This is a genomic window from Streptomyces sp. NPDC059696 (assembly GCF_042733745.1).
Classification (GTDB): domain Bacteria; phylum Actinomycetota; class Actinomycetes; order Streptomycetales; family Streptomycetaceae; genus Streptomyces.
The window spans coordinates 231,259-254,317 of the sequence record NZ_JBHWFG010000008.1 but is presented as its reverse complement, the minus strand read 5'-3'; the positions used below and the strand labels follow the sequence as shown (position 1 = coordinate 254,317).

Annotated in this window: 26 protein-coding genes; 14 read left to right on the top strand and 12 right to left on the bottom strand. The window is 71.3% G+C overall.

The window, feature by feature from the left end; translation table 11 throughout:
• Positions 1 to 167 precede the first annotated feature (167 nt).
• Both ACFV20_RS11835 and ACFV20_RS11830 read right to left on the bottom strand, forming a co-directional pair.
• Positions 168 to 656 (bottom strand): flavin reductase family protein, encoded by a 489-nt coding sequence (locus ACFV20_RS11835; protein WP_385655266.1) that lies wholly within the window; start codon positions 654 to 656, stop codon positions 168 to 170.
• A 9-nt stretch (positions 657 to 665) separates the two neighbouring features.
• On the bottom strand, positions 666 to 1,511 hold the full coding sequence (locus ACFV20_RS11830) for a peptidoglycan-binding protein (RefSeq protein ID WP_385655264.1): 846 nt from the start codon (positions 1,509 to 1,511) through the stop codon (positions 666 to 668).
• A gap of 260 nt (positions 1,512 to 1,771) precedes the next feature.
• On the opposite strand from ACFV20_RS11830, the gene ACFV20_RS11825 reads away from it, so the two are divergent.
• Positions 1,772 to 2,455 carry a TetR family transcriptional regulator gene (locus tag ACFV20_RS11825; RefSeq protein WP_385655321.1) on the top strand — a complete coding sequence of 228 codons (684 nt, stop codon included), beginning with the start codon at positions 1,772 to 1,774 and terminating at the stop codon, positions 2,453 to 2,455.
• A gap of 136 nt (positions 2,456 to 2,591) precedes the next feature.
• Positions 2,592 to 3,002 (top strand): Zn-ribbon domain-containing OB-fold protein, encoded by a 411-nt coding sequence (locus ACFV20_RS11820; RefSeq protein WP_234850110.1) that lies wholly within the window; start codon positions 2,592 to 2,594, stop codon positions 3,000 to 3,002.
• 57 nt (positions 3,003 to 3,059) lie between these two features.
• On the opposite strand, the gene ACFV20_RS11815 is transcribed toward ACFV20_RS11820, so the two are convergent.
• Both ACFV20_RS11815 and ACFV20_RS11810 read right to left on the bottom strand, forming a co-directional pair.
• Positions 3,060 to 3,440: a PPOX class F420-dependent oxidoreductase gene (locus ACFV20_RS11815; RefSeq protein ID WP_385655262.1), complete on the bottom strand. Its 381-nt coding sequence runs from the start codon at positions 3,438 to 3,440 to the stop codon at positions 3,060 to 3,062.
• 30 nt (positions 3,441 to 3,470) lie between these two features.
• Positions 3,471 to 4,649, bottom strand: coding sequence for a MalY/PatB family protein (locus tag ACFV20_RS11810; RefSeq protein WP_385655260.1), 1,179 nt, complete (start codon positions 4,647 to 4,649; stop codon positions 3,471 to 3,473).
• A gap of 24 nt (positions 4,650 to 4,673) precedes the next feature.
• Here ACFV20_RS11810 and ACFV20_RS11805 point away from each other — a divergent pair, with 24 nt between their 5' ends.
• Complete coding sequence (locus tag ACFV20_RS11805) at positions 4,674 to 5,666, top strand: DUF3800 domain-containing protein (protein ID WP_385655258.1); 993 nt, start codon at positions 4,674 to 4,676, stop codon at positions 5,664 to 5,666.
• Positions 5,667 to 5,788: 122 nt separating this feature from the next.
• Complete coding sequence (locus tag ACFV20_RS11800) at positions 5,789 to 7,135, top strand: S1 family peptidase (protein WP_385655256.1); 1,347 nt, start codon at positions 5,789 to 5,791, stop codon at positions 7,133 to 7,135.
• Between the two features lie 88 nt (positions 7,136 to 7,223).
• On the opposite strand, the gene ACFV20_RS11795 is transcribed toward ACFV20_RS11800, so the two are convergent.
• The 3 genes from ACFV20_RS11795 to ACFV20_RS11785 form a co-directional block, all read right to left on the bottom strand.
• A complete protein-coding gene (locus ACFV20_RS11795; RefSeq protein WP_385655254.1) occupies positions 7,224 to 7,430 on the bottom strand; it encodes a hypothetical protein in 207 nt (68 codons plus the stop codon).
• A gap of 56 nt (positions 7,431 to 7,486) precedes the next feature.
• Positions 7,487 to 7,672, bottom strand: coding sequence for a hypothetical protein (locus ACFV20_RS11790; protein ID WP_385655252.1), 186 nt, complete (start codon positions 7,670 to 7,672; stop codon positions 7,487 to 7,489).
• Between the two features lie 161 nt (positions 7,673 to 7,833).
• The gene (locus tag ACFV20_RS11785; protein WP_385655250.1) at positions 7,834 to 8,994 is read right to left on the bottom strand and encodes an ROK family protein; all 1,161 of its coding nucleotides are present in this window, start codon (positions 8,992 to 8,994) and stop codon (positions 7,834 to 7,836) included.
• Between the two features lie 171 nt (positions 8,995 to 9,165).
• Between ACFV20_RS11785 and ACFV20_RS11780 the strand changes: the two genes are divergently transcribed.
• The 4 genes from ACFV20_RS11780 to ACFV20_RS11765 are packed head-to-tail and all read left to right on the top strand — an operon-like array spanning position 9,166 to position 13,640.
• On the top strand, positions 9,166 to 10,131 hold the full coding sequence (locus ACFV20_RS11780) for a carbohydrate ABC transporter permease (protein WP_385655248.1): 966 nt from the start codon (positions 9,166 to 9,168) through the stop codon (positions 10,129 to 10,131).
• Between the two features lie 17 nt (positions 10,132 to 10,148).
• Entirely contained in the window at positions 10,149 to 11,066 is a 918-nt protein-coding gene (locus ACFV20_RS11775; RefSeq protein WP_385655247.1) for a carbohydrate ABC transporter permease, read from the top strand.
• Between the two features lie 10 nt (positions 11,067 to 11,076).
• Positions 11,077 to 12,426, top strand: coding sequence for an ABC transporter substrate-binding protein (locus tag ACFV20_RS11770; RefSeq protein ID WP_385655245.1), 1,350 nt, complete (start codon positions 11,077 to 11,079; stop codon positions 12,424 to 12,426).
• Positions 12,427 to 12,440: 14 nt separating this feature from the next.
• A complete protein-coding gene (locus ACFV20_RS11765) occupies positions 12,441 to 13,640 on the top strand; it encodes a Gfo/Idh/MocA family protein (RefSeq protein ID WP_385655317.1) in 1,200 nt (399 codons plus the stop codon).
• Between the two features lie 34 nt (positions 13,641 to 13,674).
• Here the strand turns inward: ACFV20_RS11765 and ACFV20_RS11760 are convergent, their stop codons facing one another.
• Positions 13,675 to 14,370 (bottom strand): L,D-transpeptidase family protein, encoded by a 696-nt coding sequence (locus ACFV20_RS11760; RefSeq protein WP_385655243.1) that lies wholly within the window; start codon positions 14,368 to 14,370, stop codon positions 13,675 to 13,677.
• 278 nt (positions 14,371 to 14,648) lie between these two features.
• Here ACFV20_RS11760 and ACFV20_RS11755 point away from each other — a divergent pair, with 278 nt between their 5' ends.
• The 4 genes from ACFV20_RS11755 to ACFV20_RS11740 all read left to right on the top strand — a co-directional run bounded on the left by ACFV20_RS11755 (position 14,649) and on the right by ACFV20_RS11740 (position 17,412).
• A complete protein-coding gene (locus tag ACFV20_RS11755; protein WP_385655242.1) occupies positions 14,649 to 15,737 on the top strand; it encodes a glycosyltransferase in 1,089 nt (362 codons plus the stop codon).
• A gap of 61 nt (positions 15,738 to 15,798) precedes the next feature.
• Positions 15,799 to 15,972, top strand: coding sequence for a hypothetical protein (locus ACFV20_RS11750; protein WP_385655241.1), 174 nt, complete (start codon positions 15,799 to 15,801; stop codon positions 15,970 to 15,972).
• A gap of 65 nt (positions 15,973 to 16,037) precedes the next feature.
• Entirely contained in the window at positions 16,038 to 16,664 is a 627-nt protein-coding gene (locus tag ACFV20_RS11745) for a class E sortase (RefSeq protein WP_385655240.1), read from the top strand.
• A gap of 34 nt (positions 16,665 to 16,698) precedes the next feature.
• On the top strand, positions 16,699 to 17,412 hold the full coding sequence (locus tag ACFV20_RS11740; protein WP_385655238.1) for a TetR/AcrR family transcriptional regulator: 714 nt from the start codon (positions 16,699 to 16,701) through the stop codon (positions 17,410 to 17,412).
• Between the two features lie 77 nt (positions 17,413 to 17,489).
• Here ACFV20_RS11740 and ACFV20_RS11735 read toward each other — a convergent pair whose 3' ends face one another.
• The 3 genes from ACFV20_RS11735 to ACFV20_RS11725 all read right to left on the bottom strand — a co-directional run bounded on the left by ACFV20_RS11735 (position 17,490) and on the right by ACFV20_RS11725 (position 20,235).
• Positions 17,490 to 18,404: an SDR family oxidoreductase gene (locus ACFV20_RS11735; protein WP_385655236.1), complete on the bottom strand. Its 915-nt coding sequence runs from the start codon at positions 18,402 to 18,404 to the stop codon at positions 17,490 to 17,492.
• A 113-nt stretch (positions 18,405 to 18,517) separates the two neighbouring features.
• Positions 18,518 to 19,147 (bottom strand): MBL fold metallo-hydrolase, encoded by a 630-nt coding sequence (locus ACFV20_RS11730; RefSeq protein WP_385655235.1) that lies wholly within the window; start codon positions 19,145 to 19,147, stop codon positions 18,518 to 18,520.
• Entirely contained in the window at positions 19,147 to 20,235 is a 1,089-nt protein-coding gene (locus tag ACFV20_RS11725; RefSeq protein WP_385655234.1) for an S-(hydroxymethyl)mycothiol dehydrogenase, read from the bottom strand. Before ACFV20_RS11725 ends, ACFV20_RS11730 begins: the two co-directional genes overlap by 1 nt.
• Before the next feature lie 174 nt (positions 20,236 to 20,409).
• On the opposite strand from ACFV20_RS11725, the gene ACFV20_RS11720 reads away from it, so the two are divergent.
• Positions 20,410 to 22,164 carry an ABC transporter ATP-binding protein gene (locus ACFV20_RS11720; protein WP_385655233.1) on the top strand — a complete coding sequence of 585 codons (1,755 nt, stop codon included), beginning with the start codon at positions 20,410 to 20,412 and terminating at the stop codon, positions 22,162 to 22,164.
• A 58-nt stretch (positions 22,165 to 22,222) separates the two neighbouring features.
• Here ACFV20_RS11720 and ACFV20_RS11715 read toward each other — a convergent pair whose 3' ends face one another.
• A complete protein-coding gene (locus ACFV20_RS11715; RefSeq protein WP_385655231.1) occupies positions 22,223 to 22,510 on the bottom strand; it encodes a hypothetical protein in 288 nt (95 codons plus the stop codon).
• A 173-nt stretch (positions 22,511 to 22,683) separates the two neighbouring features.
• Here ACFV20_RS11715 and ACFV20_RS11710 point away from each other — a divergent pair, with 173 nt between their 5' ends.
• Positions 22,684 to 23,049, top strand: coding sequence for a nuclear transport factor 2 family protein (locus ACFV20_RS11710; protein WP_385655229.1), 366 nt, complete (start codon positions 22,684 to 22,686; stop codon positions 23,047 to 23,049).
• Positions 23,050 to 23,059 lie beyond the last annotated feature (10 nt).

The window sequence follows — 23,059 nt, the reverse complement described above, 5'->3', positions numbered from 1 at the left end:
GGGCAGCACCAGGCCGGGGATGCGGGAGCCGTTCATGGGCGGGGCCTTCGGTTCGCGGCGGTTCGGGCGCTGCGTACCGCGCCCGGGCCCAGGGTGACGCCGCACCGCCCCGTCGTCCCGCTGCTTTTCCCGTTCGTTGCCCGGCGTTCGAGATACGGGAAGCCCTGTCAGTCGACCGGGTGACCGGGGTCGATGGTGAGGGCGTCGGACAGGCGCAGCAGTTGCCCGTCGTAGTTCTCGTCGCCGCCCCACTCGACCGGGTCGAGGACGAAGCCGATGTGGTCGCCGCCGCCGGTGCGCGTCACGATCCGGCCGACGAACCAGGCCGGCGCGTCCCGCAGGACGAGAGCTCCGCCGTACGCCTCCCGCAGGCGGACGTCCCCGAACTTGTCGGTCCGGTCACCGGTGTGCCCGCCGAACAGCTCGGCCAGGGCGTGCTGTTCGCGGCCGAGCAGGTGCACGGCCAGGACGTCGGCGTCCCGGGCCACCCGGAACGTGTGGTTGAGCTCGGACAGCCACACCACGAACCGCACGGGCCGCAGCGAGCACTGCGAGGCGAACCCGACCAGACAGCCCGCCCGTTCACCGCCCGCGGTGGCGGTGACCACGTACATCTCGGGGTTCAGCCGGTCGATGAACTCGTCCATGCGGGCCATGGTCACACATCAGGTCGTGCCCGCCGGGGTGCGGGACTCCAGGGCGGCCCGGGTGTCGTCGCCGTAGACGCCGGTCTCGTCGCCGCGGATGCCGTACCAGAGCTGGAAGCGGGCGACCGCCGCGGTGAGGGTCGGGTCGTAGTGGCCGCTGGTGGAACCGTCCCGGTAGACGTCCGGGACGCGCAGCAGGCGTTGCTGCAGCTCGGTCACCTCCGGGCCGGACGCCCCTTCGCGCAGGGTGCCGGCGCCGTCGGGGTCCTCAGGGCCCACCGGCGCCGCGGTGCCGGGCGGGCGGGACGGGGTGGGCGTGGGGTCGGGGGCCGAGGCGGAGGAACGGGGTGGGGCGGCGGGCGCGGGTGCCGCGCTGTCGTCGCCGGGTTCACCGCGGAGCAGGAGCGCGCCGCCGAAGCCGAGCACCGCGGCCGCGAGGACGGCCACCGCGACGGCGGCGCGGCGCAGCCCGGCTCCCGGGGGCACCGCGTCCGTGCGCCTGCGGTTCTCGCGGCCGACGGGCGGGAGTTCCTGCGTCAGGGCCTCCGACCCGGCCACCTCAGAACGGTCCGCCTCCCAGCCGGGCCTCTCCCGGGCCGCCTCGGAGCCGGACCTGTGGCGGGGCGCCTCGGGGCCGGGCCGGTGGCGGGGCGCCTCGGGGCCGGGCCGGTGGCGGGGCGCCTCGGGGCCGGGCCCTTGTGCCGGCAGCGGGACGGGCTCGTAGCCGTCGGGTTCCCGGCCGGTCTCCTGCTGGAACTCCCGCATCAGTTCCGCGAGTGCGTCGGTGCGGCGGGGCCGCAGGACGCGGATGGGTTCGAGGACCGGGCCGTCCTGCGGCGGCCGTGGCTCGGACGGTGTCGACACGCTGTTCTCCTTCGTCCGGGCCCGGGGGCGCCCGTCTTCGGGGATCGTCCTGACGCTGGTGCCACGACAGGGCGAACGTTTCCTGCCGCGGCATGGGATACGCGCCCGCGGCCCAGGGGGTTCAGACACCGGCCCGGGACCGCACGACAGAGCACTCAGTACCCCCCGAAAAGTGCACCGAGTGCCATGAACACACGCCAGGTGCTACGTTCGCGCTCATGAGCTCCGAGAAAGCCGAGGCCGGCACCGGGAAACCGCCCATGCGGGACGCCTTGGTGGCGGCGGCCTTCCAGCTGTTCCTGGAGCGGGGGTACGAACAGACCACCGTCGACGACATCGTGGCGCTCGCCGGGGTCGGGCGGCGCTCGTTCTTCCGCTACTTCCCCTCCAAGGAGGACGTGGTCTTCCCGGATCACGAGCGCTGCCTGTCCGACATGACGGCCTTCCTGGCGGACGGCTCCGACGACGACGAACCCGTGCGACGGGTCTGCGACGCCGCCCGGCTGGTGTTGCGCATGTACGCCGAGAACCCGACGTTCTCCGTGCAGCGCTACCGCCTCACCAAACAGGTGCCGGGGCTGCGGGCCTACGAGCTGTCGGTCGTCTGGCGCTACGAGCGGGCCCTCGCCGCGTATCTGCGCCGGCGCTTCAGAGCCCGCCGGGACGGCACCCTTCAGGCCGACGTGATCGCGGCGGCGGTGGTCGCGGCGCACAACAACGCGCTGCGCTCGTGGCTGCGTTCGGACGGGGAGGGCGAGGCGAGCGCCGCGGTCGACCACGCGCTGGCGTACGTGCAGTCGGCGTTCGGCGGGGTTCCGGTGCCGCCGGCCGTGGAGCAGCCGGAGGACGTGGTGGTCGTGGTGTCGCGGCGCGGGGCACCGCTGTGGCGGGTGGTGCAGGAGATCGAGACGACCCTGGGGCGGGACCGAGGCCCCGCAGATTGAGGGAACGGAGTGCCTTTACGAGTGGCACTCAGTGCCATACTCTGTGCTGCGTGCACGGTGGCACGGCGAGCCGCGCACCCGTGTGCGCGAGTGATCGCGTGCGCGGATTCCGGCCGAGTGCAGGGAGTTGACCCACGTGTACCACTCAGGAAGCGTCACTCAGCAGGCAGCCGGCTCCGCCACGGGTCTGCTCGACCCGAGGGGCCAGGGCTCGGAGGCCATCCTCTATCAGCGCTGCACCTGGTGCGGCACCGCCATGTACCACCGGCTGCTGTGTCCGGTCTGCCGGGGCAGCGAGCTGCGCACGGAGCGCGCCGAGGGCACGGGGACGGTGCGCCACTCCACCGTGGTGCACCGCAACACCCCCGCGGCGCGCAACGTCTCCATGATCGAGATGGCCGAGGGCTTCGTGGTGCGCGGCCGGGTGATGGGCCCGCCGATCGGCATCCACAGCGGGGACCGGGTCCGGCTGTCCACCGCCAAGGACCCGGTGCGCGGCGAGCCGGTCTTCCAACTCCTGGACGAGCCGTACCGGGCCTGGAGCTGACGCCCCCGGACGGCTTCTCACCGGGCACGTGTGGTGCGAGCGCGCGCCGGCCGGCCGTCAGAGGGTGATGCGGATGCCCACGGTGCCGTCGACGCCCCGGCGCAACCGGCTGCCGAGCAGGGTCAGCCGGCCCATCAGGCCGTATTTGCGGGCGATGAGCCGGCGGTAGCGGGCGGTGGTGGCCGGGTCGCAGATCTCCGCCGTGCCGGGCACCTGGTCGCCGGTCGGGTTGCCGCGCAGGTCGCAGGGACCGACCAGCACGTCGGCGCGGTTGCGGATCCGCTTCACCTTCCAGGAGTCGGCGGACGTCCACACGCCGAGCGCCGCACCGTCGCGCACCACCCAGACGGGGGTGGCGACCGGGGTGCCGTTCCTGCGGTAACTGGTGATCAGCAGGTACTTTCCCGCGCCGAGTAGGTCCGGAGTCCTGTCGTCCATGACGGGCAGTGTACGAGCGTACGGCCGGGTTCAGCGCAGCGCCGCCGCCATTCTGCGCACGGCCTCTTCGAGCACTTCCCGCGAGGTCCCCAGGTTGAGGCGGGCGTGGCCGGCGCCGCCCGTGCCGAAGGGGAGACCGGAGCTGAGGGCGACCCGGCCGCGCTCCAGGAAGACGTCCGCCGGATCGTCGCCGAGTCCGAGGGCGCGGCAGTCGAGCCAGGCCAGGTAGGTGGCGTCGCCCGGCCGGTAGCGGATCGCGGGCAGGTGCTCGGCCAGCAGGTCCGCGAGCAGCCGGCGGTTGGTGTCGAGTCCGGCCAGCAGGGCGTCCAGCCAGGTGAGACCGTCCCGCAGGGCGGCGGTGTGCGCGAGGACGGCGACGTGGCTGGGGCCGTGCCCCACCTCCTCGGGCATCCGGTCCAGGTCGGCGCCGGCGCCAGGCCCGGCGATCGCCAGAGCGGCCTTCAGCCCGGGCAGGTTCCAGCCCTTCGAGGCCGACATCAGGGACAGACCGCGCTCGGCGCCCGGCACGCTCAGGTACGGCACGAAGTCGGCGTCGCCGAGCACGAGAGGGGCGTGGATCTCGTCGGCGACGACGCGGACGCCGTACCGCTCGGCGAGCCCGGCGACGGCGGACAGTTCCTCGGCCGTGTGCACGGTGCCGGTCGGGTTGTGGGGGTTGCACAGCAGATAGGCGGCGCGCCGCCCCTCCGCCACGGCGTGCCGGAGGACGGACTCCAGCACCGTGAGGTCGATCCGCCCGTCCGTCCCGAGCGGGGCCTCGGCCACCCGCCGGTCCATGTGCTCGACGAACAGGTAGAAGGGCGGGTACACGGGCGAGTTCACGACCACCGTGTCGCCGGGTCCGGTGACCAGTTTGAGCATCTCGACGACACCCAGCATGACGTCGGGCACGATCGCGGTGCGCTCCACGGCGAGCCCGTCCCAACGCCACCGCTTCGCCGCGAAGGCGGCCAGGGCCTGCGCGTATCCGGTACCGGCCGGGTAGCCGGTGTCGCCGAGGCCGAGGGCGTCGGTGACGGCGCGCACCACGGGCTCCGCGAGCGGCACGTCCATCTCCGCCACCCACAGCGGCAGCACGTCCTCGGGATACGTGCGCCACTTCATGCTCGTGCGCTGCCGGAGACGGTCGAGGCTGAGGGCTTGCAGGGGATTCGGCTCACCGGACGACACGTGCGGGATCCTGGTCATGGGCACACGATAGGGGGCTGTGCGGTGAGCGGGAATCATGTGGGCGGGCGGCGGGGCGGGGCGGTGGCGGACACGGTCCTGGAGGTCGCCTGCGACGAGTCGGGGTCTGACGGGGAGAACCTCACCGGCGGCAACACGGACGTGTTCGCGCACGCCGGGGTCTCGCTGTCCGAGGCGGCGGCCGCGGCGGCGGTGCGGGAGATCCGGGACCGGATCCGCTCCCCGGCCGAGGAGTACAAGGCGAACCACCTGCTGCGCGAGAAGCACCGCGCGGTGCTGGAGTGGCTGCTCGCGCCGCGGGGGCCGATCCATGGGCGGGCACGCGTGCACCTCATGGAGAAGACGTTCTTCGTGGTGGACCGGACGGTCGGCCTGCTGCTGGACGACGCGGACGAGGCGGCCGTCCTGTTCCGCGCGGGACGCGCGGACTTCGGGGAGGCCGGCTGGCGGGCTTTCCTGGAGGCGGCCAACCAGTTGCTGCGGGTCCGCCACGACGGGGACCCGGTGGACGTCTTCTACAGGACCGTCGACGCCCTGCGCCGGGCACATCCGCGCACGGACGCGGCGCGGGTCCTGGAGCGGCTGGCGGCGACCCGGCCCCGCGCGGTGTCGTACCGGGAGGGTTTCCTGGCCGGGCCGCCGCTGATCCCGCTGCTCAACCCGCTGCTCCCGGCGATCGTGCGCACGGCCGCGCTGTGGAGCGGCGACGGGCGGACGGTGCACCTCGTGCACGACCGGCAGAACATGCTGACGCCCGACCGCATCGCGTGGATCGAGGGGACGGCCCGGCGGGCCGGGGTCGGCCTGGCCGGGCTGCGGCTGGTCGTCGCGCGGGACGACGCCCGGGTGCAGGTGGCGGACTTCCTCGCGGGGATCGCCCGCAAGATCGCCTCGGATGAGCTCAACGGCCGCGGGGACCCGGCGCTGACCTCCCTGCTGCGGCCCTACGTCGACCCCGACTCGGTGTGGGGCGACGCGCGCAGCGGGGCGCTGCTCGCGGGTCCGGTCACGGATTGACCGGGAAGAGATCACCGGTGCGCTGAACGCGGCGCGGCTGCGCCCCGTATGGATGAGGGGCACTCAACTCAAGGAGGGCCCTGCGCTGTTCGCATCGGGATGTTCGGGTTCGGGAGCCATGCATGAGGCACGCACGACGACGGGTCGTCCGGCGAGTGACACGGCTGGCGGCCGTCGGCGGACTCCTCCTCGGAGGAGCCATGGTCACCACCGCCGTGGCGAGCGAGCCCGCGGCCCCGTCCATCGGCGTCCCCTTCACCGCGCCTCCGGCGACGGGTGAGGGCACCGACCTCGTGTCCCGGCTCGGGAACTCCCGTACGGCGGGCAGCTGGGTCGACTCGGCCGGGCGGCCGGTCGTCGCGGTCACCGACGAGAAGGCGGCGGCCGAGGTCGAACGGGCCGGGGCGCGGGCGAAGATGGTCGGCCACAGCATGAGCGACCTGAAGTCGGCGGCGAGGACGCTGCGTTCGGCCCCCAGGGTCTCCGGTACCTCGTGGGCGCTGGACTACAAGAGCAACCAGGTGGTGGTGCGGGGCGACAGCACCGTCTCCGCCTCCGACTGGTCCCGGATGACCGAGGTCGCCGAAAGCATCGGCTCCTTCGTGCGCATGGAGCGCACCGAGGGCACGTTCACCACGCGGATCAACGGCGCGCAGCCCATCCTGTCGACCGCCGGGCGCTGTTCGGCGGGGTTCAACGTGACCGACGGCAAGAGCGACTTCATCCTCACGGCCGGGCACTGCGGGCCCGACGGTTCCCTCTGGTTCGCCGACGACCGGGGCCGGCAGCAGGTCGGCACCTCCCTCAAGGGAAGTTTCCCCGGCGACGACTACTCCCTGGTCAAGTACGACAGCGGGCGTGCGGGCAAGGGCGCGGACGTCGTCGCGGTCGGTGACGGCAAGGGCGTGCGGATCACGGGCGTCGCCGACGCGGAGGTCGGGCAGAAGGTCTTCCGCAGCGGCAGCACCAGCGGACTGCGCGAGGGGGAGGTGACCGCGCTCAACGCCACGGTCAACTACCCCGAGGGCACGGTGACCGGTCTGATCGAGACGAACGTGTGCGCCGAACCCGGCGACAGCGGGGGCCCGATGTTCGCCGACGGCATCGCGCTCGGCGTGACGTCGGGTGGCAGCGGTGACTGCAGGGTGGGCGGTACGACGTTCTTCCAGCCGGTGACGAAGGCGCTGACGGAGCTGGGCGTCAAGCTGATCGTGGCGAAGTCGGCGGGCGGTACGGGCGCGGCACCCGCACCGTCGGCGACACAGGGCGCCGCCTCGCCGGGCTCGCCGGCTCCCATCACCGGTACGGACGTGTCGACGCTGCTGGGCCGCCTCACCGACCCGCGCAACGTCGGCCCCGGCATGCTCGTCATCGCGGGCAGCCTCGTCGCCCTGGTGGCGACCCGGTGGATCCGCGCGGAGCAGGACCGGAAGGCGTACCGGCAGTACTACTCGGCCACTTGGGGATGATGCAACCGGGGGGCCAGGCCGGTGTGCCGCTGTCGGAGTACTCGCGCCGACGGCGGCCGAGGGTCGGGAACGCGTCGGGGCGTCGCCGTCAGCCCAGCGTGAGCACTACGGTCGCGAGCGCCGCCCCCACGAGCAGCAGCCCGCCGAGCGGGCCGTGGCAGTGACGGCGGCGTGGTGCGCGCCCGGAGAACGAACCGCCGGTGACGGGGGCACCACCCTGTTCGAGCGAAGCTGCTGGCTCAGGGGCGGCGACGCCGTAGACGACGGCCGAGGACGGTGCGAGAAGGGCACCCATGGGATCAGGGGTACCCCTCGACGAGGGTCCGAGGGGTCAGCGGGCCGGGACGAGGGTCAGGCCGCGGGCGCCGGCTGTGGGGCCGCGGAGGCCCACTCCAGGACGAGCCGCTGGTACTCCTCGCGCTGCTCGACGCTCAGTGTCCCGCCCGACCGGCGCCACAGCGCGCGGATCTCCTCGTTGACCTCGTCAGCCGATCGCTCGGATGAGGATTCAACAGTGGTGGACATGCTGTGAAGCATACGTCGCCGGACGTGAAGACGATGTGAGTAATCACGAGCTAAACGGTCATTTCGGACAGTGTTACTGATCACGTCCATCTCCCGGTAAACGTGAGGCTGTTCACATCAGCCACCTGCGAGCACCTTTCGCCGCCGGGAAGTTCACCCTCACGCACTCCCCCTCACGCCTCGGCCGATCCGAGGACCAGCACCTTGATGGCCAACACGGCCGCGCCGCGGGCCCAGTCGTGGAAGTCGGAAACCTTCGTCTCCAGACCGACCGGCGCGGCGAGCGGATGCCTGAGCTCGCGCACCGTCTCCTCGACGGTCTTCCCGGCCACGTCCATGAGCCCGACCCCCTCCCCCGCGAGCAGGATCCGCTGCGGCATCACGAAGTTGGAGATCTGCGCCACGAGGGTGCCCAGGGCGCGCGCCGCCTCGTCGACGACCCGGGCGGGCATCGGGTCACCCGCGGCGGCCCGGGCGAGGATCTCCTCGTAGGTGGGGTCCTCGCCGGTGGCGGCCCGGATCTGGTAGCGGATGCTGGGGATGGTCAGCAGCGAGACGGCGCTGCCGCGCCTGCCGTCCGGGGTGAGCGGCCCGTGGGAGTCGATGATCCAGTGCCGGCCGAAGCCGCGGTCCTCCTCGGCGAACGGCACCCGCTTGCCCCCCAGGACCAGCCCGTAGCCCAGGCCGGCGCCGATGGTGAGGACGACGAAGCGGTCCAGTCCGCGTCCGGCGCCGAACCAGGTCTCCGCCTCGACCAGCGCCGCGACGTCGTTCTCGACCACCACCGGCAGGCCCGTGCGCTCCCCCACGAGGTCGGCCAGCGGGACGTCCCGCCACAGCAGGAAGGGGGATTCGCCGACCACGGCACGGTCCTGCACGAAGCCGCCGACGCCGATGCCGATCCCGGCGGGGCGGGGGTGGCCCGCGGCCATGTCGGCGGTCATGTCGGCCAGCACGTCGGCTACTTCGGACGGGTCATGGGTGGTGAGCACGCGGTCGTGGCGGGCGACGATGTGGCTGCGGAGGGTGGTGACGACGCCGTAGACCATGTCTTCGGTGATCTTGAAGCCGAGGAAGAAACCCGAGTCGGCGACGACGTCCAGCGGTTGGGAAGGGCGCCCCTGGCGCGCTTCGACGGGGGCCCCCGCCTCGGGCACCTCGATCAGCAGACCCGACTCGATCAGCGGCTTGGTCAGGCGGGTGAGACTGCCGGCCGACAGGCCCAGCCTGCGGGCGAGTTCCGCGCGGGACAGCGGGCCGTGGACGAGGACTTCGATCGCCACGGAGCGCTCCCCCGGGCTCAGCGGCAGCCAGCCGGCGGTGCCATCGGTCATGAAGGTCGGACTCCCCTCACCCATTTTTTTCACACCGAAATTAACAGGACCACTCTAGGTCGATGTCGGTTCCTGGGAAAAGATGTTCGCAGGCCACTTGACGCAGCAATTCTTTCGCACCAAAAGTAAGTCCCGCCAGAGGACGAGCCGCCGCAGCGAGGGAGTCTCCCGATGACCATCGCCTCCAGCAGTCCTCCCTCACGCCTGCCCTCGGGCGGCGCGGCGGAGGCCCGCAGCAGGACCCGGACGCGACAGGAGGTGTCCGGCGAGGACCGGGGAGACGGCCGGCTGGCCGCTTGCTTCATCGCGCCGGCGATGCTCGGTTTCCTGGTCTTCCTGCTCTGGCCGACCCTGCGGGGCGTCTATCTGAGCTTCACGCGCTTCAACCTGCTGACGCCGGCGGAGTGGGTGGGCCTGGACAACTACGTCCGCATGGTCAACGACCCCATCTTCTGGGACTCCCTGTGGGTCACCGTCGAGTACGTCGTCATCAACATCGGCGTCCAGACGGTCGCGGCGCTCGCCATCGCCGTACTGCTCCAGCGGCTGACGCAGTCGGCGCTGCTGCGCGGCATCGTGCTGACGCCGTATCTGATGTCGAACGTCGTCGCCGGTCTGGTGTGGCTGTGGATCCTCGACACCCAGCTCGGCATCGGCAACGAGATCGTCAGCGGGCTCGGCGTGGACCGCATCCCGTTCCTCGCCGACGAGACCTGGGCGATCCCGACGATCGCGCTGATCAACGTGTGGCGGCACGTCGGGTACACGGCGCTGCTGCTCTTCGCGGGCCTCCAGGCCATCCCGAACGACATGTACGAGGCGGCCCGGGTGGACGGCGCGAGCGAGTGGCGGATGTTCTGGCGGATCACCATGCCGCTGCTGCGGCCGGTGCTCGCGGTCGTGCTGATCATGACGGTCATCGGGTCGTTCCAGGTGTTCGACACCGTCGCGGTGACCACCGCGGGGGGTCCGGCGAACGCCACCAACGTCCTGCAGTACTACATCTACGGCTCCGCCTTCGGCCGCTTCCAGTTCGGCTACGCCTCGGCCATGTCCGTCGCCCTGCTCGTCGTGCTGAGCGCCATCACCGTCCTGCAATACCGGCTCACCCGGGCCGGCCGGACCGATCTCGGCTGACGGAAGGGAGACACCTCATGGCTGCCGTGACGACCACGAGGACCGTACGACCGGTGCGGCGCGGGTTCTCCTTCGGGCGAGCCGCCGCCTGGACCGTGATGGGGCTGATCGTCCTCATCACCCTGCTGCCGTTCTACTGGATCCTGCGCACCGCGCTGTCCACCAACGCGGGCCTGAACGCCGACCCCGCCGGCCCGCTGCCGGTGGACCTCACCACCAGCGGCTTCGAACGGGCCCTTGGCCTGCAGTCGGCCGAGGAGGCCGTCGCGCAGGGCGGCGCGGGCGGCGGGCTGGACTTCTGGCGCTATCTGCTCAACTCGGTGCTGGTCTCGACCCTGATCACCGGATGCCAGATCTTCTTCTCCGCGATGGCCGCGTACGCCTTCTCCCGGCTGCGCTGGCGGGGGCGGGATGCGGTGTTCGGGCTGTTCCTGGCCGGGATGATGGTGCCGGCCATCTTCACGCTGCTGCCGAACTTCGTGCTCATCAAGCAGCTGCACCTGATCGACACGCTCCTCGGCATCGCGCTGCCCACCATGTTCATGACGCCGTTCGCGGTGTTCTTCCTGCGCCAGTTCTTCATGAACATCCCCAAGGAGGTCGAGGAGGCCGCGCTGCTCGACGGCGCCGGGAAGGTCAAGATCTTCTTCCGGGTGGTGCTGCCGATGGCGTCCACGCCGATCGTCACGCTGGCCGTGCTGACATACATCACCTCCTGGAACGACTACTTCTGGCCGCTGATGGTCTCCTACAGCGACAGCTCACGCGTGCTGACGGTGGCGCTCGCGGTGTTCCGGGCGCAGACCCCCGCGACCGGCGTGGACTGGTCCGGACTCATGGCGGCGACGCTGATCGCCGCGCTGCCGATGCTGGTGCTGTTCGCCTGCTTCGCCCGCCGCATCGTCAGCTCCATCGGCTTCACCGGGATCAAGTAAGGGGACTGTGATGCGAATTCGACTTCGTCCGCTCGTCGCGGCGACCGGAGCGCTGGCGCTGTCCCTGGTCAGCGGATGCGCGCAGCCTGGCGCCGCCGGGTCATCCGCGCACACCGTCACATACTGGCTGTGGGACGCCAATCAACTGCCCGCCTACCAGGCCTGTGCGAAGGGCTTCGAGAAGGAGAACCCCGGACTGCGCGTCAAAATCACGCAGTTGGGCTGGAGCGACTACTGGACCAAGCTCACCGCCGGGTTCATCGCGGGCACCCAGCCGGACGTGTTCACCGACCACATCCAGTACTTCGGCCAGTTCGCCGACCTCAAGGTCCTCGAACCGCTCGACGACCTCGGCATCGAGGACTCCGACTACCAGCCGGGCCTCGCCGCCAACTGGGTCGGCCAGGACGGTCACCGCTACGGCGCCCCCAAGGACTGGGACACCGTCGCGCTGTTCTACAACTCGAAGATGACCGAGGAGGCCGGGCTCGGCAAGGAGCAGCTCAACAGCCTCTCCTGGAACCCGAAGGACGGGGGAAGCTTCGAGAAAGCCATCGCGCACCTCACGATCGACAGGAACGGCAAGCGGGGCGACGAGCCGGGCTTCGACCGCAACAACGTCAAGGTGTACGGCATGGCCAGCAACGGCGGTGGGTTCGGCGACGGCCAGACGCAGTGGAGCACCTTCGCCGCCTCCGCCGGATGGAGCTACCTCGACAAGCCGCGCTGGGGCACGAAGTACCAGTACGACAGCAAGACCTTCCAGTCGGTCATCAAGTGGTACTTCGGCCTGGCGAAGAAGGGCTACATGCCACCGCTGTCCGACTACAACGTCCAGTCCAACCAGGCGAACACCCAGGTCGCGGCGGGCAAGGCGGCCACCGCCTTCGACGGGGCCTGGATGATCTCCACGTATGCCGGATTCAAGGGCAAGGACATCAAGACCGCCCTGACGCCCACCGGCCCGACCGGCAAGCGCGCCACGATGCTGAACGGCCTGGCCGATTCCATCACCAAGGCCTCCGAGAACAAGCCGGGCGCCCGCAAGTGGGTGGCCTACCTGGCCTCGGACCGCTGCCAGAACGTCGTCGGCAGGTCCGGAGTCGTCTTTCCCGCCACCCCGGCGGGCACCGAGGCGGCCGTTGCCGCGTACCGGAAGAGGGGCATCGACGTCTCGGCGTTCACCGAACCCGTGGCCGACAAGAGGCACTTCCGGACCTTCTCCTATCCGATCGCCAGCTACTCGGCGGACATGACCGCGCTGATGACCCCCGCCATGGAGGACATCTACGGCAACGGCAAGCCCGTGAGCAGCCTCGACCGGACCAACGACCAGATCAACCTCATCCTCTCCCAGTGAAGGGCACGCGCTCCATGACGTTCTCCCTCGGCATCGTCGGCGCCGGCCAGTTCTCCGGCCAGTTCGCCACGCTGTTCCAGGCCCACCCCGGCGTCAGCGACGTCTACGTCACCGACCTGCTGCCCGAACGGGCCGAGCAGCTCGCCGCCGCCCAGGGGCTCGCCGGCACCTTCCCGTCGTACCAGGCCATGCTGGAGTCGGAGGACGTCGACGCCGTCGCGATCTTCACCCAGCGCTGGACGCACGGGCCGCTGGTGCTGCAGGGCCTCAACGCCGGCAAGCACGTCTACTCGGCGGTCCCCATGGCCATCAGCACGGAGGAGATCGCGGCGATCATCGACGCGGTCAAGGCCACCGGTCTGACGTACATGATGGGTGAGACCAGCGAGTACAACCCGGCCACGGTCCACGCCCGCAACCAGATCGCCGTGGGCGCCTTCGGGCGGCTCTTCTACGCCGAGGGCGACTACGTCCACGACATGGACCTGGGGTTCTACGAGGCCTACCAGTACAGCGGCGGTGAGAACTGGAAGGCGACCGCCAGCTATCCACCGTTGCTGTACCCGACGCACGCGATCGGCGGGGTGCTGGGTGCCTGGAGGACGCACGCGGTGAGCGTGTCGGCGATCGGTGTCACCGACGACCGGGGCGACGGCGTCTTCGACAAGGACGTCAGCCAGTTCGGCAACGACGTCTCCAACGCCACCGCGCTGTTCGAGGTGGCGGGCGGCGGCTCGTTCCGTACGAACGAGTTCCGGCGGGTCGGCTACCCGTCGCACATACGGGAATCACGCTTCCGCTTCTTCGGCACCGAGGCGAGCATGGAGCAGCTCGCCACGGTCGCCCTGTGGCAGGACAAGCAGGGGGTGAAGGACATCAGCGAACTGCTGGAGCCCAAGCCCACCATGGCGCCCGACGACCCCTCGCTGCGGCACATCGCGCCGGAGCTTCGGGCCGCCTTCACCTCCGGGTCGGCGCCGGTGCACGACCGGGCGCGACTGCCGCGGGAGTTCGACCACCTGCACAACGGCCACGAGGGCAGCCACCACTTCCTGGTGGACGACTTCGTGACCGCGGTCAACGACCGAACGCTGCCGTCGGTGAACGCCTGGGTGGCGGCCCGCTACACCCTGCCGGGCATCATCGCGCACGAGTCCGCGCGGCAGGGCGGGATCCGGCTGGAGATACCGGACTTCGGCAACGCGCCCCAGTAGGGGACACGGCCGGATGCGAGCCGGGTGCCTGCGATCAGGTGCCCGGCTTGCGGCCGTAGACGAAGACGTCGTCGCCCTTCTTCAGCAGCGACCAGTACTTCTTGGCGTCGGTCTTCGTCATGTTGGTGCAGCCGTGCGAGCCCGGCGGGTTCCACATGCTGACGCCGACCGAGTGGAAGGCCTGGCCGCCGTCGAAGAACTGGGCGTAGGGCATCGGCACGTGGTAGATGGACGACACGTGGTCGATGTTGCGCCAGTAGATCTTCTTCAGGCCGGTGCGGGTCTCGTAGCCGTCGCGGCCGGTGCGCACCGGGACGGGACCGTAGACGAGCTTGTCGCCGTCCTGGATCCAGCTCAGCTGGAGCGTCAGGTTCACACAGGCGATGCGCCCCTTGTTCACCGGGCACTTGCCGTCCTTGTTGGGGGTCTTCCCGACGGCCTTCTGCTTCTGCATCAGGTCCATCACCCCCCAGGTGACGGAGCCGGCGTAGCCGATGTTCGGGGAGATGCCGTGCTTGGTCTGGAAGGCCTTGATGGCCTTGCAGTCGGTGGCGGACTGCTTGCCGTCGACCGGGCGGCCGAGGAACTTCTCCACCTGCTTCTGGTACGGGCCGGCCTGCGTGGTGCAGCTCGCGCCCTGCGCCGGTGCGGCGCCGAGTGCGAGCGTGAGCGGTGCCACCAGTGCGGTGATCCCGAGTGCGACGGCGCTCCGTCTGCGTACGTCCCCCATGGCTGGTCATGCCCTTTCGCGAATGCGGATCTGCGATGTCTGCCAGCTAGACGGACGGAGAACGGTTCCGGTTGTGCTGCCGAGCGGGCTGGGACGGAACAGTGACATTGCTCATGGCCGACGCGCGCCCGCGGCCGGCCGTGGACGAGCTGAGCGTACAGGTGAAGCCGACGGGTGAAGCCGACAGGTGAAGCCGACGGTATAAGTTGCACAGATACGCTTACAACGTAAGATTACGGACATGAGGTGATGGTTCCTTCAGTGGCACGGAGTACGTGATGGCCGAGACACCCCTCACAGCGCAGGACGTTCCCCGGGTGACCGTGCTCGTGCCCGCCTACAAGGAGGTGGACTCGCTGCCCCGGGTGCTGGAGGCGCTGCGGGGGCAGACGCGGCCCGCGGACCGCGTCGTCGTGACCCTCGATCCGCACCCGGACAGCCGCCGGACCGCCGAGCTGGAGCGCATCGGCCGGGCGGGCGGGGCCGAGGTCTGGCACTCGGTCGGCAACCGGCACAAGAAGGCCGGCAATCTCAACGGGGCGCTCGGCAGACTGCTGCCGGCCGTCTCCGATCAGGACGCGATCCTCGTCCAGGACGCCGACACCTTCCTGGACCCCCAGTTCATCGAGGTCACCCGCAGGAAGATGGCGCAGGGGTACGGGGCGGTCGGCGGCAACTTCCGCGGCCGCTCCGGCGGCCGGCTGTGCGGGGCGTTCCAGCGCAACGAGTTCGCCCGGTACGCCCGTGACACGGCGCGGAAGCGGGGCAAGGTGCTCTGCCTGACCGGCACCGCCTGCCTGTTCCGGGCCGGAGCCCTCAAGGAGGTCCTCGAAGCCCGCCGGTCCGGCCTGCTCCCTCCGGCCGAGGGCGTCTACGACACGAAGGCGCTCACCGAGGACAACGAACTCACCCTGGCCCTGAAACACCTGCACCACCGCATCGTCGCCCCCACCCGGGCCACCATGACCACGGAAGTCATGGAGACCTGGCGTGCCCTTGCCAAGCAGCGGCTGCGCTGGAAGCGCGGCGCGCTGGAGAACCTGATCGACTACGGCCTCACGCGCTACACGACGGAAGGCTGGGCCCGACAGCTCGTGGCGTTCCTCGGAGCCTCCGTGTCGACCGCCTACCTGGTCTCGGTCGTCTGGTTCCTCGCCGTCGGCGCGGGAGTGCGGATCGCTCCGTTCTGGATCGCCTTCACGGCGTTCTACGCCATCGAACGGGCGGTCACCGTGAAGTCGCGCGGCTGGCGCGTGTCGATCGCCTCGATGCTGGTCCTGCCCGAGTGGTTCTACGACCTGTTCCTCCAGGGCGTGCACCTCCGTGCGCTCGCGGACACGGCTCTGCGAAGGGACCGCGCTTGGTGACACACGGACGACCGGCACACGACGTTCCACGACGAAATCCGCGCGGAGAAAGGAAAAAATCATGGCGAACTATGTAGGCGCCGGCACCACAGCCGGTGGAACCACCGGGGCCGGGCTGCTGCCGGTCACCGGGGGCCCCGGGAGTGTCTGGTTCTGGATCGTCGTCTTCGTTCTGATCTCGGCGGGATGCGCCGCACTGCGGCTGATCCCGCGCAAGGTCCGGGACGACACCTGACGAGGTCGCCGACGTGGGGCCACGGGAGTGGCCCCACCGCACCGCGGAGGTCCGGGATGAGAAGGGTGCGCCGCCTTCTGGGTGTCTCTCTGGGCGTCGGTCTGATGCTCGCCGGCCTGGTCCTGGGCGGCGTCAAGATCTTCCACGACCGGCAGGCGGACGACGCCTACGGCCACACGCAGCAGGCGCTGCGCGAAGATCTCCGGCGCTCGGACTCCGCACCGCGCAGGTCCCGTGCGCAGGAGCCGGGACCTCGCGAGGGCCAGGCCCTCGCCGTACTGCGCGTCCCCCGGTTCGGTGAGCGCTTCGCGCCGGTGATCGTCGAGGGCGTCTCACAGCAGGCACTGGCGAAGGGCCCCGGGCACTTCCCGCGGACGGCGCTGCCGGGTGAGACGGGCAACTTCGCGGTGGCCGGTCACCGGACGGGCTGGGGACAGCCCTTCAACCGGCTCACGGAGCTGCGGCGGGGCGACGCACTCGCCGTCGAACGGCAGGGGACGACCTACACGTACCGGGTCACCCGCAGCAAGGTCGTGGAGCCCTCCGACGTCGGTGTCCTCCTTCCCGTCCCCGGCAAGCCGGGAGCCCGGCCCGACAAGGCCCGGATCACCCTCATCACCTGCACGGACCGCGGGTGGGACGGCCGTTACGTCCACCGGTTCGTCGTGTGGGGCGAACTGCAGAGGCCATGACGGGTGAGCGGGATCTGCGCGAAGGAGGCAGGTGATGGTGGACGGCGCGGGGCCCGGTGGCGACGAGGACGGCCGTCCCGGCAGGCTCAGCCGTGAGCGGGTCCTCGCCGCGGCCCTGGAGCTGGTCGACCGCGACGGCCTGCCGGCTCTGACCATGCGCCGTCTGGGAGCCGAGCTGGGGGTGGAGGCCATGTCCCTGTACCGCTACGCGCCGGGCAAGACCGCACTGCTGGACGGGGTGGTGGAGGCCCTGTTCCTGGAGCTGGAGGACCGGCTCGCCGAGGCGGAACCGGCGGCGGTGGCCGCGAGCCCCGCGTGGCGGACCGAACTGCACCGCATCGCCCGGATCACCTACGAGGTCTGTCTCGACCACCCTCAGGTCACACCGCTGATCTTCACGCGCTTCACCGAGGTGCCGCTGGCGCGCAGGGCGCCGGCGGTCCTGCGGGATCACGAACGCGTGCTCGACGTGCTCTGGGAGGCCGGTGCCGGGGAGACCCGTTCCGCTCCGGTCCTGCGCGCCTTCACCGCCTGGGTCCTCGGGTACGTGTCCGTGGAGCTGCGGGCCATGGTGGACAACCCGAGGGAGCCCGACCCCGCGTTCCGGCTCGGTCTGTACCGCCTGCCGTCGGAGGAGCTCCCGAGGCTCCGCGCGACCGCACCCGCCCTGGCCGAGCGGGGCGGCCCGGAAGGGCTGGCGGCCGGGCTGGACGCGCTGCTGGACCGGTTCGTCGAGAGGGGCCTGTGACGGCCGCGCAGCGCGTCGGCGTCACCGGTAGCCGGTGACGGCCGCGGGTGCCTGTGACGGCCGCGCAGCGCGTCGCGTCACCGGTAGCCGGTGACGTCCGCGGGCTTGCCCGCGTCCTGGACCTCCACCAGGTAACGCCAGGCGTCCGGGCGGGAGCCGTCGACGTCGGTGAAGCCGTACACCTGCGCGAGTTGCCCGCTGGACAGCGACTGCCCGTTCCAGCGCATCACGTCCTCGTCGGCGGCGAGCGCGGCCACGGCCCGGCCCACATAGTGCGGTGTCTCGGAGATGGCGAAGTGGGGGACGTGCTCCAGGGCGTCGCGCCAGTTGTCCTCCCGTACCCCGAATCCGTCCAGCATCAGCTCCGAGCGCAGCCAGCCGGGCGTGAGGGCCACGGCGGTGGCGCCGCGCGGGCCGAGTTCGTGGCCGAGGGCGAAGGCCATGCGCAGCACGGAGGTCTTGGCGAGGTCGTAGAAGAAGTTCACCCGGTAGTTCCGGGCGTTGTAGTCGGCGGTGCCGTCGGTGACCTCGACGACCAGGCCACCGGGGTGGCGCAGCAGCAGGGGCAGGGCGTGGTGGCTGGTGACGGCGTGCGTCTCGACGGCGAGCCGGAGCAGGCGCAGCCCGTTGTCGAGGTCGTGCTCCCAGAGGGGGGTGTCCCACTCGAAGAGCTTCTCGCCGCCCCAGATGTCGTTCACCAGGATGTCGAGGCGGCCCCGCTCGTCGGCGATCCGGTCCACGAGTGCCCTGACCTGCGCCGGGTCGAGGTGGTCGGTGGGGACGGCGATGCCCCGGCCGCCTGCGGCGGTGACCAGGTCGGCGGTGTCCTCGATGGTCTCGGGCCGGTCGTACTCCGAGCGGCGGGCGCGGGTGGTGCGGCCGGTGACGTAGACGGTGGCGCCGGCCGCGCCGAGTTCCACGGCGATTCCCCGCCCGGCGCCCCGGGTCGCACCGGCGACCAGTGCGACCTTGTCCTGCAACGGAGCTGACATGTCCGACCTCCCGTGACGGTGACTGCGTGTCGCCCTCAGCGTGACGGGTAAGCCGGACATCTTCTGTCGCCTTTTACGGGCGACACGCGGCCGGCGCTGCGGACGGCGCACGCTCAGTGGCCCCGCGCGATCCACTCCTCCAGGTGCGGGGCCTCGGCGCCGATGGTCGTGGAGTCGCCGTGGCCGGTGCGAACGGTCGTCCCGGGCGGCAGGGCGAGCAGCCGGTCACGGATCGAGTCGATGATCGTCGGGAAGTGCGAGAAGGACCGGCCGGTGGCGCCGGGTCCGCCCTGGAAGAGGGTGTCGCCGGTGAAGACCGTGGCGAGGCCGGGGTCGTAGAGGCAGACCGCGCCGGGCGCGTGCCCCGGGGTGTGCAGGACCCTGAGGTCGGCGCCGCCGGCCTCGATCGTCTGGCCGTCGACCAGCCAGGCGTCCGGCTCACGGTCCGGGTGGGTCTGCTTCCACAGCGGCAGGTCGTCGCGGTGCAGCCAGATCGTGGCGCCGGTGCGCTCGGCGAGGGCGGGGGCGGCGTCGATGTGGTCGTTGTGGGCGTGCGTGCAGACGATGGCCGTGAGGCGGCGGTCCCCGACCGCCTCGGCGATGGCGTCGGCGTCGTGGGCGGCGTCGATGACGATCGCCTCGTGGTCGTCGCCGACGATCCACACGTTGTTGTCGACGTCCCAGGTGCCGCCGTCGAGGCTGAACTGCCCGGAGGTGACGAGGTGTTCGATGCGCGTGGTCATCACAGCACCACCACCGAGCGCAGCACGTCGCCGTGGTGCATCCGCTCGAAGGCCTTCTCCACCTCGTCGAGCTGGATCGTCTCGGTGACGAACGCGCCGAGGTCCAAGCGCCCCTGCAGATGCAGGTCGATCAGCATGGGGAAGTCGCGGGAGGGCAGGCAGTCGCCGTACCAGCTCGACTTCAGGGAGCCGCCGCGGCCGAAGACGTCCAGCAGCGGCAGTTCGAGCTTCATCTCGGGCGTGGGGACGCCGACGAGGACGACGGTGCCCGCGAGGTCGCGGGCGTAGAAGGCCTGCTTGTAGGTCTCGGGGCGGCCGACGGCCTCGATGACGACGTCGGCGCCGAAGCCGCCGGTGAGGTCGCGGATCGCCTCCACCGGGTCGTTCTCGCGCGAGTTGACGGTGTGCGTGGCGCCCATGGAGCGGGCGGTCCGAAGCTTGCGGTCGTCGATGTCGACGGCGATGATCGTCGCCGCTCCGGCCAGCAGCGATCCGGCGATCGCGGCGTCGCCCACCCCGCCGCAGCCGATGACGGCGACCGAGTCGCCGCGGCCGACGTTCCCGGTGTTGATCGCGGCGCCGATGCCGGCCATCACACCGCAGCCCAGCAGCCCGGCCACCTGCGGGGCCACGCGCGGGTCGACCTTGGTGCACTGCCCGGCCGCGACCAGCGTCTTCTCCGCGAAGGCGCCGATGCCGAGGGCCGGGGACAGCTCCTGGCCGGTCGAGGCGAGGGTCATCTTCTGCTGCGCGTTGTGGGTGTCGAAGCAGTACCAGGGCCGCCCGCGCCGGCACGCCCGGCACTTCCCGCACACCGCACGCCAGTTGAGGATCACGAAGTCGCCGGGCTCGACATCGGTGACACCGGCGCCGACCGCCTCGACCACGCCCGCGGCCTCGTGGCCGAGCAGGAAGGGAAACTCGTCGTTGATGCCGCCCTGCTTGTAGTGCAGGTCGGTGTGGCACACCCCGCAGGCCTGCACCCGCACCACGGCCTCGCCCGGGCCGGGGTCGGGCACCACGACCGTCTCGGTCCGCACCGGCTCGTCCTTGCCGGGTGCGATCACGCCGCGTACTTCCTGGGCCATCGTGCTGACTCCTTCGTCGGCCGGGGACCGTTCCCCTCCGAACCCTACGCGCGACTGATCGGTAAGGGGCGCGGATCGGCCACGCTCCCCGGCACGGAAAGGAGCGAAAGGGCAGGCCGCGCGGGTCGGCGGCGACGTAGCCTGAACGCTCCGCCGAGGCCCAGGGGGGGCGCCGTGAGCATCGCAGAGACCGGGACCGCCACACCCCCGTGGCGGCAGCTCCTCGGATACGTACGTCCGCACCGCTGGTCCCTGTTCGCCGGTGCGCTGCTCTCCCTGGTCACCGGGGCGACCGGGCTGCTGCTGCCGCTGGTGGCGCGGGACCTGATCGACGACCTGTCGCACGAACGGGCCATCACCGGTGCCCTGCTGGCCATGTCGGCGCTGGTCGTGGCCAACGCGGCGCTGGGCGCGCTGGGTTCGTACGTGCTGACCCGCACCGCCGAGTCGGTGGTGCTCGGCGCCCGGCGCGCGCTGTCCTCCTATCTGCTGCGGCTGCGGATCACCGCCGTGGACCGCAGCGAGCCGGGCGACCTGATGGCCCGTATCACCTCCGACACCACCCTGCTGCGCGCGGTCACCACCGACTCGCTGGTCGGCCTGGGCACGGGCGGGCTCACGCTCGTCGCCACGGTCGTGATGATGGGCCTGGTGGACGCCGTGCTGCTGGGCGTCACCCTGGCCGTGATCCTGGGTGCCGGCGTGGTCCTCGGGGTGATCGTGCCGCGCATCAACAAGGCGAGCCGTGAGGCGCAGAACGCGGTGGGGGTCATGGGTGCCTCGTTGGAGCGGGTCCTGGGCGCCCTGCGCACCGTCAAGGCGTCCGGCGCGGAGCACCGGGAGGAGCGGACGCTGCACGAGGCGGCGCAGGAGTCGTGGCGGCAGAGCGTGCGGGCCGCCAAGTGGTCGGCCGCCGCGGGCAACACGGCGGGGCTGTCCATGCAGGTCGCCTTCATCACGGTGCTCGCGGTGGGCGGCGCCCGGGTGGCGACCGGCGCGGTCGACGTGGGCACCCTGGTGGCGTTCCTGCTGTACGTCTTCTACCTGATGTCGCCGATCCAGCAGGTCGTCGGTGCCGTCACGCAGTACCAGACGGGGGCGGCGGCCCTGACCCGTATCGAGGAGGCGCTGCGCCTGCCGGCCGAGCCGGCCGCCGAGGCTGCCGGGCTGCCCGCGCCCGGAGCGCGGCCCGCCGCCGTCGCCTTCGACGACGTCCGCTTCCGCTACGCCGACGACCTGCCCTACGTCCACCACGGCGTGACGTTCAGCGTGCCCGCACAGGGCATGACGGCGTTCGTCGGCCCGTCCGGCGCCGGCAAGACCACCGTCTTCTCGCTGATCGAGCGGTTCTACGACCCCGAGTCCGGCGTGATCACCCTGGACGGGCAGCCTCTCGGCGACTGGGAGCTGCCCCGGCTGCGTGCCGCGATCGGCTATGTGGAACAGGACGCGCCGGTCCTGTCGGGGTCCTTGCGGGACAACCTGCTGCTGGGCCATCCGGAGGCCGACGAGGACGCCGTCACGCGGGTGCTCAAGACGACCCGCCTCGACGACCTGGTCGCCCGGCTGCCGGGCGGTCTGGACACGCTGGTCGGGCACCGCGGCACCAAGTTGTCGGGCGGTGAGCGGCAACGCGTCGCCATCGGCCGCGCGCTGCTGCGCCGCCCCCGGCTGCTGCTGCTCGACGAGGCGACCTCACAGCTGGACGCGGTGAACGAGTCGGCGCTGCGGGACACCGTCGCGGACGTGGCCCGCTCGACCACGGTCCTCGTCGTGGCGCACCGGCTGTCCACGGTGACGACGGCCGACCGGATCGTGGTGATGGACGCGGGCCGGGTCCGGGCCGTCGGCACCCACCGTGAGCTGGTGACGGCCGATCCGCTCTACGCGGAGCTGGCCGCGACGCAGTTCCTCGCCACGGCGGACTGACCCCGGGCACGGGTGAGGGCCGCCCGGGTCGGGGCGGCCCTCGTCCACGCGCGGGTGGTCAGCGGATGTTCGGGACGAAGCCGAAGAGCGGGGAGACCAGACCGACGACCTGGTTCAGCTGGTCGAGGTCGTTGAGCCGGTTGAGCCCGGCCAGCTGCGAGGAGGGCCGCGGGATCTCGTCCTTGTGCTCGGCGGGGATGTCGCTCACGGTCAGCGAGTCGAGTGTGGCCATCGGGCTGAGCGGGCTCTTCGCCTCCGCGGGGGCGGCGTTCGCCATCGGCGCGGCGAGGCCCGTGACCCCGGCGGCGAGACCAACGGCGGCGACGATACGTCGTGTTGAGATCATGCCTGGCGCAACGCGGACGGGTCCTCGGCGGACACGGGCGGGCGGTGGCGCTCACCCGTCAGGCCCAGTGCCCGGGCCGGGCTTGCCGACTTCGCCGGTCGGGAGCAGGCTCGACAGGAGAGGCCTTTCGCGGCCCGCGCCCGCCGGGTCGCGGCCCTTCGAAGGAGGTCATCATGGGAACCGCCGCAGACCCCGCCTTCGACCGAGAGACCCTGCGCCAGGGCCTGGAAGGTCACACCCCGGACATCCTGCTCTCCCTCTACGCCGACGACGCCGAGCTGCGCATCGTGGACCACACGACCCAGCCCAGCCACCCCAAGGTCCTGCACGGCCGGGACGAGATCGGGCGGATGCTGGAGGACGTCTACAGCCGCGACATGTCGCACAAGCTGGAGCACTGCGTGATCCAGGGCGACGAGGCGGCCTACAGCGAGAGCTGCCAGTACGCGGACGGGGTGCGTGTGCTCTCCGAGTCCATGCTGTCGCTGCGCGACGGCAAGATCACCGAGCAGACGCTGGTCCAGGCCTGGGACGAGTAACGGGCGGGGC